We start from the raw sequence: 19,499 nt of genomic DNA on the forward strand, positions 1-19,499 counted from the left end.
CATCTGCAATATTGCCGAAAAACAAATAAAATCCCCTCTGCTCTTTTCGCTACTGCATTTCCCCTTCTCCTTCAACGATCAGCGACATCCATTCACGCCAGAATGTGACGACTTCACGCCGCATATCGACCACTAGTCGCATTGTCATCGCACCTGTAATTAATTGCCTTTAGCCTTCTCCTGTCCTATCTCTCATTTGCATAGGCTTAACAGGAGATCAACATGAAAATCAGCTTATCCAGCAGAGGCATCCGTCTCGTTCTTATTCTTTCCACTTTACTATCGATCACTGAATCGGCCTCTGCATTTTCTGAAACCGCCTTCCAAGCGAGTTTTCAGAAATTCACCACGATGTCGGGTGATCAAGCCATCGAACAATCTGCAGAAGAATTTGCGCAATTACTTGCTTCAGAACCAACGAATCCCTTACTCATGGCCTATGCTGGTGCCTCTACAGCCAAACTGGCGACGACGACGCTCTTTCCTTGGAAGAAAATGTCGTATGCGGAAGACGGTCTCGCAAAGTTAGATAAAGCATTGCAACTGACCACCCGTGCCGATGCAAATTCAGCAACACACACGGTGGCAATGCACGGTACGGTGCCAGTCACGCTGGAAGTCAAATTTGTCGCAGCCACAACTTTTCTGGCGGTACCCAGCTTTATGCATCGAGCAAGCCAAGGACAACAGCTGCTGAATGACATTTTGCAGCAATCACAATTTCCCACGACCGCCATCAGTTTCCGCGGCGCCGTCTGGTTACGCGCAGCGCGTCTGGCGATCGATCAACAGCATCCAGAGCGGGCAAAAGACTACCTCACGTCAGTGATACAGACGAACGCACCACAAGCTCCCGTCGCTGCGCAAATGCTCAAAGGATTGCCATCATGAGCCAAAACGCCATTATCGAACTGCGCGCCGTTCACAAATCCTACCGCCTCGGAGCCCATTTGGTGCAGGCATTGCAAGGAGTCGATTTACAAGTGTATCCGGGTGAACTGCTCGCTCTGACAGGCCCCTCAGGCAGTGGCAAAAGCACCATTTTGAATTTATGCGGACTCATTGACCGTGCCGACCAAGGCGAGGTAATGATTAATGGTAAAAACATCGCTGACATGAACGATCAACAATTAACGCTTCAGCGTCGTGACACGATTGGATTTATTTTTCAGAGTTTCAATCTCGTCCCCGTGATGACGGTGGCAGAGAATGTGGACTATCCCCTGTTCTTAAAAGGGGTCTCGCGGTCTGAGCGTCAGGCGCGCGTCGCCGCACAACTCAAAGCTGTTGGCCTCGATGAACATGCCCATCATTTGCCGGATGCGCTGTCTGGCGGTCAGCGTCAACGCGTGGCCATTGCACGGGCACTCATTAAACGTCCTTCGATTGTCATCGCTGACGAGCCGACTGCCAGCCTCGACTCGCACACGGCAGACCAAGTATTGGACCTCATGCGGGAGCGCGGACACGCAGAAGGTGCCGCATTCATCATTGCCAGCCACGACGATCGACTAACTCGCCGTGCTGATCGCATTGTTTCTCTTCTGGATGGGAAATTACAATGAAACGACTCACAGACAATCTCACCTGGATGAAATTTGCCTTTCATAACAGTTTGCGTAATCGTCGCCGCTCGATCGTGACAGTGGCAATTGCGGCGCTGGGTACGGCAGGTATTTTATTAGCCGGCGGCTTTGCCTACTCTACTTACGAAGGCTTGTCTCAGGCTGCCGCCAGAACAACAGGACATCTCATTATCGGCACGCCATCCCACTTCGGCACAGAAGAAGACGTTCCGATGCAGTTTGGCATCGACAATGCCCCCGCTCTCGAACAACAACTCCTCGGCGATCCCGCAGTGCGTTACGTCTTACCGAGAGTAGATTTTAGTGGATTAATCAGTAATGGCGACAAGTCCACCATCATGCTGGCGATCGGCATTGATCCACAGGCAGAGTTTGCTGTAAAAGGGCCATTCTTAACCGTCAAAGAAGGCGACATCTTGCAGGCAAACGCTGCTGAAGCAGAAATTATGCTTGGCGACGCCTTAGCGAAAAGCATGAAAGCCAAACCAGGCAGCGATCTGACACTGATGGTCAGTACCGTGGATGGTGCGCTCAATGCCATGGATGTCAAAGTCAGAGGAATTGTATCTACCGGCATTCCAGATATCGATAAACGTTTGGTCTACACCGACATCCACACCGCACAGAAAATTCTCAATACGCAACGCGTTTCTAGTCTCGGCGTTTTTTTAGAGAATATGCAAGCAACGACGTCTGCACAACAGCGCATCAGCCACTTATTACCCGCGATGAAAGTCGAAACGTGGTTAGATGAGGCCTTTTTTTACAAATCCGTTCGTGCACTTTATAACCGTATTTTTGGCGCATTGGGTCTGATCATTAGTGTCATCGTGATCTTTGTCGTGACCAATGCAATGGCGATGGCAATCATCGAGCGCACCCGAGAAATCGGCAGTTTGCGCGCGATGGGAACCATGTCCTCAGAGCTGATTCGTAGCTTTACATTTGAAGGCATGTTTTTAGGTGCGGCAGGTGCGGTCACAGGTGCTGTCATTGCCATCACTGTTGCCGTATTGTTGATGGTTTTTCCGGTGCAGATGCCACCGCCACCAGGCCGATCAACAGGCTATCCACTTCTGATCACCATCGATGCTGCCATGTATGTCGTTACCCTATTAGGCATGATTGGCTTATCCATGTTGTCTTCAGGTTTCATTGCACGTAAAACGTTGCAGCAAACAATCGTCAATGCACTCGCCCATAACTGATCAAGGAACTATCATGTTCAACACTCAACATCTACGACGTACATTGGCCTTTTGCCTGCTCTCACTGAGTATCAATACGCTAGCGCAAGCAGAGGACATCAATCGCTTATTGAAAGCCGCTGATCACTTCCGACTGGGCGAAGAAAGCATGCAGGTAGAAACGCTGATCAGCACGTTTAATCACGATGGTAGTAAAGAAAAAGAACGCGCATACCTTGTCTATAGCCGCCCGCATCGTCAGTCTTTAGTCCTAATGCAAAGCCCAGCAGAAAAAGGGCAGAAAGTGTTGATGTTGGGCGATGATTTCTGGATGCTGCTGCCAGGCAGCCAACGACCTTTACGCATCACGCCGATGCAAAAACTGCTCGGCGATGCGTCGATTGGAGATATTGCCACCACAACATGGGCGGATGACTACGACGGCACCATTGTGGGCGAAGAGCAATGCGATGCTCATCCTTGCTTGCATCTGAGTCTCAATGCCAATCGCAAGTCTGTCGCGTATCAACACATCGAGCTATGGATTGGAAAAACACTACACGAGCCACTCAAAGCAGATCTGTATGTGCAGTCAGAAAAGCTCGCCAAGCAAGCCCGCTTTGTCTTGAACAAGGCACAAGCGCCGACGGAAGTCAGCCAAATGATTTTGCTTGATCAGTTGAGTAGCCATAAAGAAACGCGTGTTCAATATGTCAGCAGAAAATCAAAGGTGATACCCGACCAATGGCTCAATCCCATGTTTTTAGCCAAGAATCCAAGTATGGAGTAAGCCATGGATATCCGTCATCAACATTCGTGGCACGCTGGGACCGCTGTGTTATTGCGGAGTGTCTTACTGGTATGCTCTTTCTATGCCCCTCTGAGCTTTGCAGACGACGCAGAGACTTGGCAATTCAGTGGTCAAATCCGCCCACTATGGACAAGCGCCCAAAGCACTGGTCACGATCCCGTTTCATCTGCGAATGCGCTCTTACCAGGGCTCATTCCAGTGATGAGCGATAACGCACAAGTACAGACAGAACTACATGTCATTTCACATGGCATCACCGCCATTGGTACGCTGCAGGGACAAGCCTTTGATACTGACACAAAACATGAACTGACCAACGGCACAGCGTGGCTCAATGAACTCTATACAGGCTGGGGAAACGGCGCGTGGCAATTCAGTGTCGGCAAAAAAATAGTGAGCTGGGACGTGGCTTATGGCTTTCGTCCTAACGATATGATTCAACAAGAAAAGCGACAAACCTTCATTACCAGCACCTTGATCGGACGACCTCTGGCGATGGCGGATTATTTTGATGCGGATAATGCTGTCAGTGTTGTGCTCGTAAACCCAAGACAAAACAACACCACCGATCCAAGTATCGAACCGGCATTGGCCGCACGCGCCTATCATCATGCAGGCAATCTCGACTGGTACGGCTTCGCCCGATACGGTGAGCAGACTCGCATGAGTATCGGCACAGCGGCAGCGTGGGTCGTGTCTGAATCCATCGAGCTCCACGCTTCGTATCGTTACAGCCAAAAAATGGGGCTACTCTCCTTGCAACAGCGTCCTACGTTATTGAGCAACACATTCCTGAGCAACACATCGCCTTGGCAAACGCAACTCACTGATCACATTCAGCAAGCAGTGATCGGCACAACATACACGACCGAAGATCAACAAAGTATCATTCTCGAAGCGTGGTGGGATGGTGCTGCCCCATCCGATGCGCAATGGACCGAATGGAACCAACGTAATCACGCCTTGAATGCGATCGCGTCGACCACCCCATCGCTACAAAGACCCGTGGCCTACAACCTCGCTTGGCAGGCACAATTATTTTCGGCAGCGAATAACGTTCGTCGGAAGAATCTCTATGCGCGCTGGAGTTGGCAAAGTGGAGTCTGGACGACCGCCATTGATACGCTCTACACACCAGAAGACAAAGGACGCGCAACAAGTGCTAGTCTTGAATGGCAAGGCGACCGTTGGCATCTAGAGGCAGGCGTACGCATCTATGGCGGTCCCGCCAATGCGATCTTTGCGCAGCTACCACAAAAAAGAATTGTGTATAGCGCTGCCACATGGGCGTTTTAAATTGCGATGAGACTTACTGTTGCTTCATCATCAAATTACGTACGACATCATTAAAGACCGTGACCATATCCGGATCAAACTGCACATGAATATTGGCATTGATTTCCGATACCGCTTGCATCAAGCTCTTTTTGTATCCACGGTCTGAACGTTCGGTGGTGATCGAGCAAAACGTATCGACGATGGACAGCATACGTCCACCGGGATGAATCTCTGTTCCTGCGATACCGTTTGGATAGCCAGTACCATCAAAAAATTCATGATGGTCCAATACCATCCGCGCCGCATCCTCCCAACCGCCAAAACGCATTAAGAGTTGGCTACCAAACTGCACGTGCTCTTGTAGAATTTTTTGCTCTTCACGAGACAGCGCGCTTTCTTTGTTATAAATCGACTGAGGTATCAGGCACATCCCCACATCATGCATCCACGATGCCGCCTCCAATTGTTGAGGATCTGCAGGGTTTCCTAACGCCGTATTCAACGCGCGCACTAATTCTAAGGTTTGCTCACTCCGATTTTTACGGAAAATACTCAATTTATCCAAGTGCGCAGCCATCTCTCGCATAAAGGAAATATCGTCCGGAACTTCAAGGACTACTTTCATTCCTTTGTGGGCTGGTGCTTTTTCAAAAACACGTCCACCAAGACTTTCAATCGCAGCCGTAAGTGCCTGCGAAGTTAATCCATTGAGCGTGTTTTTCTGTAGCTCTTCACAAACGTCGGATAAACGTTTTCTTTTAATTTCGTCAGCCTGCCCTTGATTGATTAACTCTGAAAGGAGTACCTCAATTTCGTCCGTTGCCAACAGCAAGAATTCGCCCAGTTCTGGAAGATATTGCTCCGGGTGCGCCCGGACTTTAGAGAATACTTCTTCAATACGATGCATTAAGGCATTCAACGGGGCCAGCCCTACCATCTGGCAATTACCCTTCAGTGAATGCATGGAGCGGAACATGCGGTGAATATATTCGGGACCACCCTGAGAATTCAGCGCCCTCACACAGACTTCAACCTCAGCACAGCATTCCCGTGTGCAATCGACAAAGTCGTCAATAATGGTGCGTTCCATCGCCAGAAATTCAGGACAACTAAATTTTTCTGCGGTGCTCGGTGTGTTCATGCTGATGCTCCCGTTGAATTGCGTGGCGAAAAGGCAAAAACGAAGGACGGCGATACAGAAAAAGTGAGCGGAATCAAGACGCAGGTTGGACGGGGAAACACCGCAATCTGACGCACAACACCCTACTTGAAAAGCATAACCGATTCATTGCTACTGTACATGCCTTTTTTGTTTTTATGCATCAATTGCGTGAAAGAAATCTTGAATTATTCTTAAATTTGCCGTATGGACATGGCATTACAGGGGGTATTCTTGCGGTGCACAATATAAAAATCGCCGCCTCAGTCCGCTAAGTTTAATTTTTTGAGTATTTATTGAGTGTGGCGCAGTAATGTAGAACAAGCACGCTCAGTGACAATCCCTCGCAAAATTAAAATCTCAGGCTGTGTCGCAATAAGCGAATTTCGTAAAGTTTGGCATGGACGCCTTGGGTAAAAGCCTCATCAAAGTACCCTCCGCAAAGTTCTTCAACGACTGCATTATTCGTTGGAAGTCATGATGTTTTGTGTACGCTGGTTCGTAGCGTATCTACTGAGTTTTCGTCACATCGAAGAAATAATGGAAGAACGCGATTTGGCTGGATCGATCACGAATGTACTTCCTTATTGCGACACATCCAATTAATGCGCCCAGAGCGCCGTACTGCACAACCCCACACACGGCGATTGCGAAGGCTTGCAGCAAGACAGGCCATCCTACTGAGCCAAGCCAAAAAAATAGAAGATCAGCTGGGAGTGAAATGTACCCCAGCTACATAATTTGCTCGACTGGACGAATGACAAACCAGACCACCAGCGCAATAGCTGCGGCCAGGTAGATCAAAGATCCACCAACTACAAAAGCGAGAACCTTACTCATCTGATTTTATATGGCAAGAACAACTGCCAAAATACTCTGTTCCTCTACTCGGTTTCCTAATGATTCACAAACGGCAAATGGTACCTGCCTCCAAAGGTCAGCCTTTATCCAAAGCTGAACAGTTTTACAGTTTAGCTTTTTAATTTTCCGGACCCTCGCCGCATTTTTTGTCCGTTCTACCTTATTGCGACACAACCCACTATGGCGACATCCAGATTGGCACTGGTGGATTCACTTTTTTTGGGTTAACTTCCTGAGCCTAGCTCAATAGATATATTGCCTTCAATGCGAAATCTTACATTGGACAAAAGCTTACTCCTGAGCTCTTCCGCACGAGAACGCCAGTCGCTCCCAGGAAGGCCCGGCCTGTCAGTGTTGTCAATCAATGAAAAAACAAGCTCAACAGCCCGGCTTTTACTCAAAAGAAAGTAATAGCGAAGCTTCTCATTAGAATTACCACCAACGCCTATACTCTCTTGAATGCAAGGCACTCCATTCAGCACTGTTATCATAGGTTCCATCCGAACTTCTCTGCTTACAGAAGTATCTCCTCTTGAGAAATTATTTGCCCGGGCTTATTTTTCCCTTAACGTAACGACTAAATCGGCCAAACTATTCCAGTCTGGAGCCCCAGGCTTATTGCGAAGCAAATCGACATCAAGACCAACTTGCCCAAAAACACCCTGCCAAAAATGCCCTGTGAAATTGAAATTAATACTTAGAGGCGGCTTAAATTGATCATTAACATTCACCGCACCATCATGCGTCCAGTCTACGATTTCGTCCGGCTCAGGATAAGACAGTGTCAACACAGCTTCATGGTCACCTCCATGAAACGTTATCGAACGATTTTTAAAAATTTTATCGTCAGGCCCTTGAGGATGAACTGGGTTAGCATTGCTTAACATGGCGACTCCGCAGAGTAAAATTCAACACAATATTCGAATGTATATGTACTTAGTCGTCATTATTTGACCGGCGGATAGGTGTGTAGTCTCAGTTCAGGACCAGTGAACTCATACACATGATACGCAAAGGACTATTGAACTCGGCAGAGTGTGAGAACATGTTATTTGTAGACCAGTTTTATGCATTGGTAGGCTTAGTCCGTCCAGCGATAATATAAAAAGTCGTAACGGCTTAAACTCGCCTTTTTAAAAGTTAATGTGACAAAACCGATTTTGAAATCCTTTCATTCATTTCCGCAACCCAAACATCGAGTCGCGTCATTTGAATGTTAGTGATATTTGGATAAAATTGAATATTTTTACCAAATGGACCTTTAAATTTAAAATAAACAATTATCCAATCTAATCCGTCCTTTCCATCTCGAATTTCCACTTTCTCCATCTCTGAAAAATTAACCGTAATTTCCTCTTGATCTAGCTTAAGCCTCAAAAAATCCTTGCAATCATAAACCTCTAAACAAAAGTTCGATTTACGCCTTAACATAAAAAACGAAGCAAAAAAAGAAATACCAGAAAATGCGATTAAATCCACGAAATATTTCTGGGTAACAATAGCAGTGATTAAAAATAATCCGGAAAAAACTCTGACAATCCTAACTTGCCATAAAAATGAACCATGGGAAATATTGTCTGAAATCTTCATTTTTCTCTCATAACTCCAGCGCAATAACTGTAGATGTCTCGCATCAATGATTACTGGTTCAACGTCAGCGAGTCCTTGGCGGCAGTGCTACCGTCAACGAGTATATGATGAACGTATTCGAAAGGCTACCATTGCATCCATGCAGCCGCATCGGTGAACTACTTCCTCATAACTGGAAGCCTGTTCAATAAATCCGATCATCAATCTCAGGATAGGTCAACCTGTGTTTACTCGTTGCATACTCAGGTTTGGAGAGTGCATGAATTTTGAGATATCTTTTTCGCCCCCCATAATTAATTGAGTACGTAACAGGCGGGCTGCCATAAAAAACAAAGAGGCCAGCTATCCAGGCAAAGTCAACTAATTCGCCTGGCTGTATCGTAAAGTAAGCCTTTAGCAGATTTACGAGGGGTCTTTTTTTTGAAAAAAAACATGATTATTTCCAAAAAATCTTATTTAACCAAATAGCCCAATTATTGACCTTCGCTTCACGTTGTATGCATTCACGCGATATTTTTAGTATGTTTCTATCCACGAGCCTTGCCGCTTTGTCCGTTTCGAAACCACCTCGATAGCCTTCATTGAGCCCTCTTTAAATAAAATACCGACATCCGGACGCGACCCACTTTTTTTGAACATCATTTCTTGCGCCCACTCCATCAATCGTCTGCATCCCGAATCCAGTGTGACTCTTGCGACTTTGGGATTTAATGCATAAAAATAGGCGAGACCGTCGGAAACCAGCGCATGCCCTAAAGTCCCCGTCACTTATGAAGATCCAATGACTTTTGAGCCAGCATCAGTTAGGCCAAGTCTGCCCCCCGATACTATTTCGCCACCAGCCAACTTAAATGTGGTCTCCGTCGCGGTATCTGGGGTCCGTAGCACTGAGAATCCCAGGTCTACCCGCGTCAACGGATCCTGGATAAAACTAAAGTTATTACCCTGTTCTGCCCAGTGCATTGACGATTCGTCGCTAACCCTAATGAAAGGCAAATAACTGCCCCAGGTTCGGCTTTCTTTCTTGCCTTCTTTGTTTGTCGCTTCAATTATTGATTGCGATGATCCGCCATTGATATGTTCCGTCCTGCTTATTTACATTAAGCCATAGCTCTCCGCGTCCAACTACCACTCCTCTCGACAAATACGAAAGTTTTTCCTTTCTAGACACAAGTTTAGAAACAAATTCTCCCGTAAAAATTTTGTCTGATCTACGTCTAAATTCTGCCTCGTCTGAAATTTTCATTTTCACCCCATCCACTTCCACATAAATTGGATACAAAATCAATGCGAAAATATGATCAAAGTGACGTTGTTCGATTGATTCCATTAGCCGCAAATAAAACTCATCAAACTCATTTTTTTCATTATGTTTTGATTTTTCCAAGACAATTCTAAATTTCTCATCGCCAATTTTTGACACGGCAATGGTATCTTCACAGCAGGCGATGTCCACGAATAGAATACATAAAATAAATGTAGCAAATTTAGCGATTCTCACAGGTACCCCTCAAAAATAATTTCGATTCACCGGCCCGCTGTTCTTCGTTTTTATTTTTGAAGAACCATCTATTCATGAAATCTGAAAAATTTCTAGAATTTAAATCCAAATCAACAATTCGTTGATCAGCCAAACACTGTGCTATTGCAAAACTTCCAGTTATTTCCACTCGCTGTTCATTACTAAATTCAACGAGTGGAACTCCAGAACTCGGTGCTCCAATGTGACTGCCTTTTACTTCGTTGGAATCTTCGATATTATTTGCCGAATCAAAATTCTATTTACCGTAGGCTGCTTTTCTCAAACAACGGATCGTCAGCTGCGAATACATAACTTGCAGGAAAGATAAGCTTAAGTTTTAATCGCAAAACTCGTTTATTGTTATTCATAATACTCAAATCAGAATTGTTAAACCCACCGTTGTACTCAGGAAATCCATCTTTTGTGGCACCAACGTCCTTCCAGTGCGACATTTCGGGCATTAAAGTCCCGGCTTTCGAGTCAATTCCAGTCATTGGCGCACTCCAAAATAGTTCACCTACGTAGATCAAGTGATTAGCATCGTTCGGCTTTACATATGTTATGCGTAATGGCGCAAGGCTACCGCGCATAACTGTCCTTATGTTAAACCCAACGGGAATTACCCCCAGACTGCCCTAAATCATTCGCCCGGTCAGTAATGGGCGGGCGAATGATTCTAGACAATTAAATAATTATGCGACTGCCAATATTAATTTAAGGGGCAATTTCACCCCCTAGTCTTCCTTGCCAGTAGATCATTCAAATGCAGAAACGAACGACAAGGTCAGGACTTATCTGGAAGACAATATCTTTAAAATCAACTTATTATTCGTCACATCTCTAGCAGATCGACCATGTTTTAGAAATATCTCAGAACCTCCTGCTTGCACTTCATAAATAACCTCCCTTCGAAATTTATCTGCACCGTGCTCAACAAGAAATTTCACAATTTGCACGTTATCATTGGATGCAGCCCATATCAATGCGGAAGAATTTTTGAATTTATAGTGCATATCTCTTTGATAACTAAAACTTTGGTTAACATCTGCCCCATGGGAAATCAAATAGGAAACAGTTGAAAGATGATTGCATCGCGCAGCCCAAGCCAAAGGCGTCATAAGCTCTTCATCGCTAAAATTAACATTGCCTCCTAGTCTTAATGCAGTGCCAATTTTATCGACGTCTCCTTCCGCTGCAGCTGAGATTAGTAAAAAATCGTTGCCGCCACCACTTTTAGCAGCAAAATCAGCGGTTATTTGGCAGTCCAGATCATTAACATTTCTTGCCATTACGCTTGCTTGTGAAATGGGCAATAACAGAAATGCCAGCGAAAACAATCTAATTTGGGTCATGATGTGTGTAGTGCGCCTTTAATGTTTCAATCGTGGCCGCTGGCTGTTTGTAATGACCATCCGGGAATGAGGCCCATTCACCCGTTAAAAATGGCAATGCCTTTAGCCACCCACCATTATTAAGATAACTGGTTTTTCCAGCGGCCTCACCGATTTCCGGAAATTCAATCCCAATATTAATTCGCGCTTTTCAAAACCCTTACAAAAGCCGTAACGGCTTAAACTCGTCTTTTTAAAAGTTAATGCGATGGAACCCCTCAACCTAGTGACGGCAGCTGTCGTTTTGTGGAACACGTTCCACTTGAAGCGTTCAGCGCATGCCTTGCGTGGCAGCGGTCATGTCGTCGATGAGGCGCTGTTGCAGTACATGTCGCCTTTGGGCTGGGAACGCATCAACCTATCGGCGATTACCCCTGGCGCAGCAGGCCAAGGCAGGTGCAGGCAAGTTCAGACCGCACGTCCATCCTCAGTGTCTTAGCGTACGATTTTTCCGTATTCTGAGACGCCCCCCCCCTTACGGCCTTTAGCGCCATCGCACGCTACTGATTACACCTTGCCGAGCTGTTTCGAGTTATCCAAGTTTAGTTTCACTTATCAAGAAATGATAGATGGATGGAAAGGACACTTCAAAATCTTCAATATCTCGTTCAGAACCTTCAATTATAAAAATTTGGTCCTCTCCCATCAATTGAACAATATCCCAATCCTCACTATGTCCAATTGAAATAAATCCTTGGGCGTATTCCGAGAGGCGAATCTCTGAAATTGCTAACAGACAAGCGCCATTTATAGTTGAAACGCTAGGATACTGAGTAAAGAATTGTTGAGTTAATGGACCCAGCTTAGAAAAAAAACTAGAAGAAGTATTTTCACCATAAGCTACAATCAATCTTCCACTATCGACCATTTCAGCAATTTGAAATTTACTATCCTCAATCGCAAGTCCATCAATTTTAAATTTTGAACTCAATTTAACTGGTAACTTTTTTACCGCACAATTATGCTCCCGCATCGAATAAAAAGTATATGACGCAAGAATCGCAAGCATGCCTAGGATACTATACCAAACCATCAGACTCTCCCCTCAAAATCTGCATTCCCAAAAAATCATTGGTTAACCTAGTCTCTACCCGCACGAATATTTGTTGTCCCTGGATTTACGATTGATTGCCATGTTCGCTCCAAAGATTTCATCCAACGATGCTCGGCCGTGTGGCTCCCATTTGTAGCAAACCATTTTAGATTCCAACTTCCACTATTCAACCAAGCAGGAAGACTCCCTGTCGGAAACATAGTGCCGTTTCCACCTTGATTACTCCATGCCATTACGACCAATTTTCCATCGTTTGCAAGCTTTTGCGCATCTGCAAGGATGACCTTTGTTCAACCCGAGTTGGGATCAGATGTGTTAGCGGCTTCAGCAGTGCTGCCCGGATTTCCACTGTTTGGGGCATCAATTCCGCGTTGTCCCATGCAACACTTCAAATCTAATTTTTTCTTTCAGTTTATCTACAAGCGCTTCGGCACGAGGTCGCCAGTCGCTCCTGGGTAACCCAGGTCTGGTACTGTTGTCGATAAGAGATAAATCGATCTCAATGGCGGGATCATTACTAAAAAGAAAATAATAAATTAAACGCCCACGTGGATCGTCTCCGATCTTTACGTACTCTTCAATACATGGAGTTCCATTCAATGTCACCACGATTGGATCTAGCCATTGCTGCCTGCTCATTGATGTATCATTCTTGTTCTTATTATTAAAATCAGCCTGCCGTGTACGTAACGACATAAGCAAATCCTTCAAATTTGCCCATTCTGGCGCATCGGATTTATTGCGCAAAATGCGCACATCACAATTCTCTTTCCGCTATACGCTCTGCATCCGTCTCATTGTTCAGAATCCCGTTGACATAGGCATCTTGAGACGTAATTTTGTCGGCCGGGCTCCAGTTTGTGTAGTCGTAGTGGAATATCTTGACATCCGGGCTTTAACTTTTTGTCGCATCAATTTCTTTGAATTTTATTTATGTAAACTCTCTGAGATTAATTCTCGATCAATCGACATTACCACGAGTGACTCTTTCCGCTTTAGATTTGTGATCTTGAATAATTTGGTGGTATCGCTCAAATCGGGATTCACTTCATTGCATACCTCGATGGACTGCCCACGTCGCCATTTGGTTTGATCAATAAAGTCTTGACCTAAAAACTGATAAGCTAAACCTTTGACTGAAATGATGTACGCTCCTCCATCGAGAATTTTATCTACTTTATCTTTTACGCAAAATTTAGGCGGCTCCCGATCATCCGCATAGGATAATGTTGAGAAGAAAAAAAATATCAATAAAAATCTAATCATCGCGTCTCCAACTCAACAATATTTAAAATCGCACTTTAGGATTCTGAATGCCTTCCTTCACCTATTTATTCTGGTATACCCCATTTGCCCTTAGAACACCGAGATACATTGCTTTATCACCAAATAATTGATCAGTCATAACTTCAAAATGTAGATGAGTTCCAAGAACACCTTTTGGTATTTCAAATCCTTGTGATCCAATAGTCCCAATTACGTCGCCAACCTTTACCGGATCATTTACCTTTAAAGTTGTGGAATCAAGATGACCGTATGCAGCCCTATTTCCTTCAGGTGTCTTTACAATTACCGCATTCGGTCCAAATCCACTAGCCCCAATACGAACCACAATCCCATCTGTAACAGCCAGTGCATTCGCGTCACTTACTACTTTTCCATCTCGTTTTGGGGCAACATCCACGCCTGCATGAAACGCATCTCCACGTGCGGCATCATAGACGGAGGTAGTTTTCAAACAACTGCAATCGCTGTAAGGGCCTTTGATCTCATTGGACTGAACCAAATTTCCGTTTTTATCTCTGCTGATTTGCGATTTAGGGACTCCATCTCCTCCAATACCACCTTGCGAAGATTGACCTCCTTCTTTCCCAAGAACACTGTTTGTCGCATTTAATTTCTATTTTGTCAGAAGTCAACGCCATTCAATCATCGTCGGTGACGATTTTGGCAGCTCTGAACTTGACTAGCTATGCCCTTCATTTCCGCAATGGACAACGCAGAATATCCATTTTTGTCCTTTAAATTCAAGTCTGCCCCATGATCAATTAAAACACACGCAATTTCTGGTTTTCCCTGAGCGACCGCATTAATGAGGGCACTCCGACCATCATCAGCTGTGGCATCTATGTTCTTCACTCTGCCAGCAAGAATTTCAATCACAGCTTTGTCGCTGGATGCCAGCAATACCGTCCTCCCCAATCTTTCCTTTCCATCGACTTCTGATGTTTCTTGTGCATCTGGGTTGGCTCCGTGTTCTAAGAAATATTTAACCAAATTGGCGTTGCCGTTCTCTGCGGCCCAAATCAAGGCAGTTGATTTGTGAAATTCAGCGCCAGAAACCTCGTACGGGAACTCCAAATTAACATTCGCCCCTTTTTCCACCAAATATTGTGCGAGTCGATTCTTGCTACAAACGGCGGCCACAGATAGCGGGGAAGGATAGGAGTATAGAGGTGGCAGATAGTTTGTTGACGCCCCACGCTCCAACAAACTAGTAACTATCTTGGAATCGTCTCCTGCTATCGCAATCAAAAGTTTAAGTTGCTTGTCGTATCTGCTCGCTGCGGCCCGATCATTTTTCTCCAAATGAATTTTTGAAAAATCCGCACCATCCCAAATCGCTACTTCTAAATCAACTTTTTGACCAGAAGCAAGCTGTTTCTTAACCGTTACAGTGTATTCGTCATTAGGCGCCGTAAGTGAACGCACGATCCCCTGACAGTCAATTGATTGCACCTCATTTTGACTGTTCTGAGCAAACGAACTTATCGGAAATGTTAAAAGAAATAGGAACACGTTACAGATCAAACGTCCAAAGCATGTTGAGGTTTTTATCACTTGTGATCTCCTTGTTGCAACTCTTCCTCATAGTTCTTTTTAAACGTATCGAATGGCATATAAGGTTGAGGTGGGTGGCGATTTGGCAGGTCTGGCCCCTGAGGCAAGGCGGCCCACCGGCGTGACGCCTCAGATAAGGCACCACCAAGATCATTATTCTTAAGGAATATATCGACTTTGAGTGACATTAGAATCGCAGTTGCAATTCGGTCTTGTGTTTCTGGGGAGAAGTCCGTCAAGCCGAGTTGATTTCCAAAATCTCGCCAAGTCGCAACAGTTATCTGGTACATACCAGCCGCTGTTGTACCTTTTTGGCCAACACCTGGATGAGTGGCATAACTATTGAATCGCTTGCCACCGTAGTAGATATTATATGCACCACCCTCAGCGCGAGCAATGGTATGCAGGAACGCAGTTGTTTTGCTTAAGGCCAGAGTCGCGTCAACCCTATCAAGTTTTGCCTGTTGTACAGCAGTTCGCTGTCCGGAGACAGTGACACACTAGATACCTTCCGGACAACCGCTAGGTTGGCTACTAGGAGCGCCTGGACCGGCAACCGAATTTTCAAGGTAATTCCGCTGTCCCGGTGTCAGTCCACTGCCAGCTGCGCCTCGTTCAGGTGGGCTGTTTCCAGCACAACGCTAAACTTGTCGTTCGAGGACCATTCCTCGGCATTTTTTCCATTTCCTGGCACCGGCACTCCCTGCGATTTTAAATTTCGTCGCCAAGTATAGAGTGTTTGCTCCGTTATGCCGTTCTCACGGGCCAATACTGAAACTGATTTATTCATTGGCGGCATCATCTGCTTAAGGATGGCCTCCTTGCGTTCTGCTGGATAACGATTCACTGCATGTCTTTACTCCGCCCCAATACGGTTGATGTGAATTCATTGACGCGACATCTATCCTGACATAGGGGGGAAAGCAACTTGCACAGCGTGCATCTGAACCAGGGGTTTCGGTTTCCCTTCTAGCGCAAGAGAGTGACATTAACGTCAACATGCTATTCAAATGGCGTCGCGAGTTACGGGATAGCCGATTGGATGGCGTAATGCATCGGCAGCCCATGTTGCCAGTCACCATCGTCGACGATAATCCACATCATTTACCATCTGAGCATCCAACTGTCAGCCCTGATGCTGTTGTCGCTCAAAGAACTGCGACCACTGAGCCAAGTGTGATTGAAATCCAGATCGCTGGTGCAGTGATGCGTTTCGATGGCAAGGCCGACCTGACCGTGGTTCGTGCCGTATTGGGAATGTTACGTCCATGATGGGCCTACCGGCGGGAACACGCATCTGGTTGGCAGCCGGTGTCACCGATATGCGCTCTGGCATGAATGGTTTGGCGACCAAAGTACAAATGACACTGCTTGATTTTACGGGAGGGTTACACGCCAGACTACTCCCCATCTGCAGCTCGCAAGCGATCAGAATATTCAACAGCAGGAAGCTCCATAGCAATAGCAAGCGACTGCACTAGAACAATCACATCGTCCGATGCCACTTTTTCCTCTTCAACGAAAATATCAACCGCCGTGTCCAAGGCAAGTCCGTACTCCCCTACATCCACGAACCCTGAGACTTCCGCTATTTCGGACACGGAAAACACACCATTCAGCGCCGACAAGAGTCGGCTAAATATAGATTCAACAATAGTAAAATCAGACATTTTTATCACTTTGGATTTCTTGGTACGTTTGTTGGGAACCCAGTGACAATCCGACCGCCCTTACTACCCGGTTCGACCACCACCGTAATGTCAATGCCATCCCGCGTACCTTGAACGATGGTTCGCCCCCCCGGCCTGGCGTCCTGGTTGAATTAGGGTCAGTAGCCACATCGGAAATCTCACCCTTAATCTTATCATCAGACCAATCGGATGGAAACTCGCTCTTCCCGGGTTTGCCTGTTCCTGAGCGGTGACCACCTCCAGTAGCGTCTCCGTCAAGGACGTGCGTCTCACCCTTGTCGTCAAGCAGATTCGGTTTATCTCCGCTGTTTGTATCATACCTAACTCCTTGATTTCGTTTACTTGTTTCGTTTCGTATGCGCCTGCTTGGCACTACCGTTTCGGGCCGCAAGCCTGATGGCCTGGGACTTTGCCGCTATGCGCAGCATTGCGTCCGGTGTGTAGTTCTCGCTCTTCCGTCTTGAATAAAAACGGCTCTGCCAGCCTTGCTTTAGGTGCTTGAAACGCCATATGCTTGTGTGACTGCGAAGCACATGACGATTGTGGAGATGCGCGTTGCGCTTGACCGGACGAATTCCTGGGGATTTTTAAAAGAGGTAAAAATGGTTTGGATGGGTAACTTCACATGGGCGTTTGACCGCGTCATCAACGATTGGCTAAAGCGCAAACCCAAGCAGATTCGCAACACGCTGCCGGCCAGCTTTACGACATCCACGCTGCGCTACATCCGCACCACCGCGTGCCGCAAGGCCGCGCCGGACACCATCAAGTGTGAGAAGTGGTCGCAGACCGATCCATATCCACCTGACCCGGATATTCCGTCTTACCCGCTTGATATGGATGAGCGCAAAGGTCCATATCTGCTCACCTCTGACTATGTCTGCGACGACTGCAAGCATCCATGCGTGACAAATGACGACTTGATTAACAAGCTCGGTCTGGCTGAGAAGAAGGTGAAGTTCACCTCACGCACCCTACAGCGATACATGAACGCAGAAGACCAGATGCCAATCGATCAATTCCGGCGGGTCATCGGAAACGCGCACGCGCAGGGGTGGCTGGGCCTGTGGCAGACCCTCGGTATTGCCAGCAATGTCGATGAACTGGAAGCCACCCGCAGGAGCCTGCGGGCCGTGTTCTCGCGCCTCATGGAGCGCAAGGGCTACATCGAGCGTGGAGAGATTGATATCTCCAAGGAGGAGATAGAACAGGAATTTGAAAAGCAGATGCGTGTGCGTGGCAACGAAATTACCCGCGCCATCGCTGATCGCCTCAAGGATAAAAACCTGCCGCCCGACATCCGCCAGTTCATGGAAGAATCCATCGCGCCGGATCAAGCCAAAAAGTAAGCGCCAGCCGTCGACGTGGGCTCAGTTGCCACATCGGGAATGTGGCAGGGTATGGGGGCGCTTTAGCCCCCATGTAGACCTCTGCGGCTGCACATCGTTGACCTGCTGCGCGGCCCTGTCACCAGGGCCACGCCGGCAGAATCCGCGCCATGCAAAACCGCTTTTTGCTAGTCTATTCCAATCGAAAAATCGCTGCCGCCATCAACACCCTTGTGTCAAAACCTCGGCAATGTGCTGAAAAGCATACGAGATCCTGAAACTATCCACCACTGGCGAAATAGCACCTTCCACACTGAGAGAATCGAAAACTATCTCTAGTCCATCAAACAGCTTTTCGACGGAAGGGTTCGACGAAGATTTCCCTGAGTAACTACAGGACAGATCTTTTAAGTCATCTGCCACAAAATAACAGATATGCTTGCCGATAAAGCGACCATCACTAGCGGGCTGCGAGAAAATTTGATATTCATCTTTTGACGGGCTATCCACGCGTTCAACAATTTCACGCAATTCAAATGGCAAGGCATTGAAATCGAAAAACATTGTCTGAGCAGAGAACCCTTTCAAAACATCTTCGATGGAGCCAAAACCTCGACTCCATGAACAACGCCTGATGCAATAGTTAGGCCCATCAGCAATGCCACTCGATACGTACAATCCATAGAATGCAGCTGATTTCTCATCCATTGCTGAAATCCCTGCAAGCCGTGAAAAGACGATCACATCATCTTCGGAGAAACTAGCACTGATGTTTATGACTTCATGCATTAGTCCCTTTACGAGCGAGGCTGATGCCGATGGCGAGATAAACTTTCGATCCTTTGATTGTTTTGCAATCGCGGAGCTGCCGTTCGCGTCCTTCTCCCAACTAATCGTATTCATACCTCACCCTTACCGATAATTCTGAATATTGCCTTCGTACTGTGGATTACCTGATCCGCGACGATCAACGCTCCAAATATTACCGTTCTTATCGACACCAAGATTACGCCGCGAATCGCCCTGTCCATCCTTGATTTCATGTGGATCAATCCCTTGATCTTTCCACCATTTATCCGAAGGTACAGTTACTTTAAAGTCAGGCTTGTCTGGAACCGAATTCTGATTCCCATCCGTTTTCTGGCCGTCAGGATTGCTGGTCTTTTCGCCATCCTTAGCGCCTTCGTTGTTTGTATCGCC

21 protein-coding genes and 4 pseudogenes are annotated in these 19,499 nt (G+C 46.5%); 9 read left to right on the plus strand and 16 right to left on the minus strand.

Annotation, left to right across the window (positions count from 1 at the left end; all coding sequences use genetic code 11):
• Positions 1 to 222 precede the first annotated feature (222 nt).
• Genes ACO0K2_RS17275 through ACO0K2_RS17295 form a run of 5 tightly spaced genes read left to right on the plus strand, consistent with a single transcriptional unit; the run spans position 223 to position 4,880 of the window.
• A complete protein-coding gene (locus ACO0K2_RS17275; protein WP_423021116.1) occupies positions 223 to 891 on the plus strand; it encodes a hypothetical protein in 669 nt (222 codons plus the stop codon).
• Positions 888 to 1,565: an ABC transporter ATP-binding protein gene (locus ACO0K2_RS17280; protein ID WP_423021118.1), complete on the plus strand. Its 678-nt coding sequence runs from the start codon at positions 888 to 890 to the stop codon at positions 1,563 to 1,565. Before ACO0K2_RS17275 ends, ACO0K2_RS17280 begins: the two co-directional genes overlap by 4 nt.
• Positions 1,562 to 2,794 (plus strand): ABC transporter permease, encoded by a 1,233-nt coding sequence (locus ACO0K2_RS17285; protein WP_423021120.1) that lies wholly within the window; start codon positions 1,562 to 1,564, stop codon positions 2,792 to 2,794. The genes ACO0K2_RS17280 and ACO0K2_RS17285 overlap by 4 nt, the downstream gene beginning before the upstream one ends.
• A 13-nt stretch (positions 2,795 to 2,807) precedes the next feature.
• Positions 2,808 to 3,563 carry an outer membrane lipoprotein-sorting protein gene (locus ACO0K2_RS17290; RefSeq protein ID WP_423021122.1) on the plus strand — a complete coding sequence of 252 codons (756 nt, stop codon included), beginning with the start codon at positions 2,808 to 2,810 and terminating at the stop codon, positions 3,561 to 3,563.
• A gap of 3 nt (positions 3,564 to 3,566) precedes the next feature.
• Positions 3,567 to 4,880 (plus strand): hypothetical protein, encoded by a 1,314-nt coding sequence (locus tag ACO0K2_RS17295; RefSeq protein WP_423021124.1) that lies wholly within the window; start codon positions 3,567 to 3,569, stop codon positions 4,878 to 4,880.
• Between the two features lie 13 nt (positions 4,881 to 4,893).
• Here ACO0K2_RS17295 and ACO0K2_RS17300 read toward each other — a convergent pair whose 3' ends face one another.
• The gene (locus tag ACO0K2_RS17300) at positions 4,894 to 6,003 is read right to left on the minus strand and encodes an HD domain-containing phosphohydrolase (protein ID WP_423021126.1); all 1,110 of its coding nucleotides are present in this window, start codon (positions 6,001 to 6,003) and stop codon (positions 4,894 to 4,896) included.
• Positions 6,004 to 6,477: 474 nt separating this feature from the next.
• Between ACO0K2_RS17300 and ACO0K2_RS17305 the strand changes: the two are divergent.
• Positions 6,478 to 6,573: pseudogene (locus ACO0K2_RS17305) on the plus strand (IS6 family transposase); the annotation flags it as partial.
• 863 nt (positions 6,574 to 7,436) lie between these two features.
• On the opposite strand, the gene ACO0K2_RS17310 reads toward ACO0K2_RS17305, so the two are convergent.
• From ACO0K2_RS17310 to ACO0K2_RS17335, 6 genes are all read right to left on the minus strand, one after another.
• Positions 7,437 to 7,769 (minus strand): hypothetical protein, encoded by a 333-nt coding sequence (locus ACO0K2_RS17310; protein WP_423021128.1) that lies wholly within the window; start codon positions 7,767 to 7,769, stop codon positions 7,437 to 7,439.
• Between the two features lie 253 nt (positions 7,770 to 8,022).
• Positions 8,023 to 8,472 (minus strand): hypothetical protein, encoded by a 450-nt coding sequence (locus ACO0K2_RS17315; protein ID WP_423021130.1) that lies wholly within the window; start codon positions 8,470 to 8,472, stop codon positions 8,023 to 8,025.
• A gap of 516 nt (positions 8,473 to 8,988) precedes the next feature.
• Positions 8,989 to 9,240, minus strand: a complete 252-nt coding sequence (locus ACO0K2_RS17320; RefSeq protein WP_423021132.1) for a hypothetical protein — start codon at positions 9,238 to 9,240, stop codon at positions 8,989 to 8,991.
• Positions 9,241 to 9,517: 277 nt separating this feature from the next.
• A complete protein-coding gene (locus tag ACO0K2_RS17325; protein ID WP_423021134.1) occupies positions 9,518 to 9,973 on the minus strand; it encodes a hypothetical protein in 456 nt (151 codons plus the stop codon).
• 281 nt (positions 9,974 to 10,254) lie between these two features.
• A complete protein-coding gene (locus ACO0K2_RS17330; protein WP_423021136.1) occupies positions 10,255 to 10,584 on the minus strand; it encodes a M35 family metallo-endopeptidase in 330 nt (109 codons plus the stop codon).
• 201 nt (positions 10,585 to 10,785) lie between these two features.
• Positions 10,786 to 11,346: an ankyrin repeat domain-containing protein gene (locus tag ACO0K2_RS17335; RefSeq protein ID WP_423021138.1), complete on the minus strand. Its 561-nt coding sequence runs from the start codon at positions 11,344 to 11,346 to the stop codon at positions 10,786 to 10,788.
• A gap of 256 nt (positions 11,347 to 11,602) precedes the next feature.
• On the opposite strand from ACO0K2_RS17335, the pseudogene ACO0K2_RS17340 reads away from it, so the two are divergent.
• A pseudogene (locus ACO0K2_RS17340) lies at positions 11,603 to 11,873 on the plus strand (Tn3 family transposase); the annotation flags it as partial.
• A 44-nt stretch (positions 11,874 to 11,917) separates the two neighbouring features.
• Here ACO0K2_RS17340 and ACO0K2_RS17345 read toward each other — a convergent pair.
• The 7 genes and pseudogenes from ACO0K2_RS17345 to ACO0K2_RS17375 form a co-directional block, all read right to left on the minus strand.
• Positions 11,918 to 12,418, minus strand: coding sequence for a hypothetical protein (locus ACO0K2_RS17345; protein ID WP_423021140.1), 501 nt, complete (start codon positions 12,416 to 12,418; stop codon positions 11,918 to 11,920).
• Between the two features lie 381 nt (positions 12,419 to 12,799).
• The gene (locus ACO0K2_RS17350) at positions 12,800 to 13,135 is read right to left on the minus strand and encodes a hypothetical protein (RefSeq protein ID WP_423021142.1); all 336 of its coding nucleotides are present in this window, start codon (positions 13,133 to 13,135) and stop codon (positions 12,800 to 12,802) included.
• A gap of 231 nt (positions 13,136 to 13,366) precedes the next feature.
• Positions 13,367 to 13,705: a hypothetical protein gene (locus ACO0K2_RS17355; protein ID WP_423021144.1), complete on the minus strand. Its 339-nt coding sequence runs from the start codon at positions 13,703 to 13,705 to the stop codon at positions 13,367 to 13,369.
• 61 nt (positions 13,706 to 13,766) lie between these two features.
• Positions 13,767 to 14,177 carry a M23 family metallopeptidase gene (locus ACO0K2_RS17360; protein ID WP_423021146.1) on the minus strand — a complete coding sequence of 137 codons (411 nt, stop codon included), beginning with the start codon at positions 14,175 to 14,177 and terminating at the stop codon, positions 13,767 to 13,769.
• A 191-nt stretch (positions 14,178 to 14,368) separates the two neighbouring features.
• Positions 14,369 to 15,280, minus strand: coding sequence for an ankyrin repeat domain-containing protein (locus ACO0K2_RS17365; RefSeq protein WP_423021148.1), 912 nt, complete (start codon positions 15,278 to 15,280; stop codon positions 14,369 to 14,371).
• Complete coding sequence (locus tag ACO0K2_RS17370; RefSeq protein WP_423021150.1) at positions 15,277 to 15,570, minus strand: hypothetical protein; 294 nt, start codon at positions 15,568 to 15,570, stop codon at positions 15,277 to 15,279. Before ACO0K2_RS17370 ends, ACO0K2_RS17365 begins: the two co-directional genes overlap by 4 nt.
• Positions 15,571 to 15,878: 308 nt before the next feature.
• Positions 15,879 to 16,127: pseudogene (locus tag ACO0K2_RS17375) on the minus strand (transposase); the annotation flags it as partial.
• A 92-nt stretch (positions 16,128 to 16,219) separates the two neighbouring features.
• Between ACO0K2_RS17375 and ACO0K2_RS17380 the strand changes: the two are divergent.
• A pseudogene (locus tag ACO0K2_RS17380) lies at positions 16,220 to 16,552 on the plus strand (transposase); the annotation flags it as partial.
• A gap of 128 nt (positions 16,553 to 16,680) precedes the next feature.
• Here the strand turns inward: ACO0K2_RS17380 and ACO0K2_RS17385 are convergent.
• Entirely contained in the window at positions 16,681 to 16,950 is a 270-nt protein-coding gene (locus ACO0K2_RS17385) for a MafI family immunity protein (protein WP_423021152.1), read from the minus strand.
• Between the two features lie 554 nt (positions 16,951 to 17,504).
• Here ACO0K2_RS17385 and ACO0K2_RS17390 point away from each other — a divergent pair.
• Positions 17,505 to 18,320 carry a hypothetical protein gene (locus ACO0K2_RS17390; RefSeq protein WP_423021154.1) on the plus strand — a complete coding sequence of 272 codons (816 nt, stop codon included), beginning with the start codon at positions 17,505 to 17,507 and terminating at the stop codon, positions 18,318 to 18,320.
• Positions 18,321 to 18,521: 201 nt separating this feature from the next.
• Here ACO0K2_RS17390 and ACO0K2_RS17395 read toward each other — a convergent pair whose 3' ends face one another.
• Positions 18,522 to 19,202: a hypothetical protein gene (locus tag ACO0K2_RS17395; RefSeq protein WP_423021156.1), complete on the minus strand. Its 681-nt coding sequence runs from the start codon at positions 19,200 to 19,202 to the stop codon at positions 18,522 to 18,524.
• Positions 19,203 to 19,499 lie beyond the last annotated feature (297 nt).

The sequence above is a fragment of the Undibacterium sp. MH2W genome (assembly GCF_049340215.1).
Taxonomy (GTDB): domain Bacteria; phylum Pseudomonadota; class Gammaproteobacteria; order Burkholderiales; family Burkholderiaceae_D; genus Undibacterium.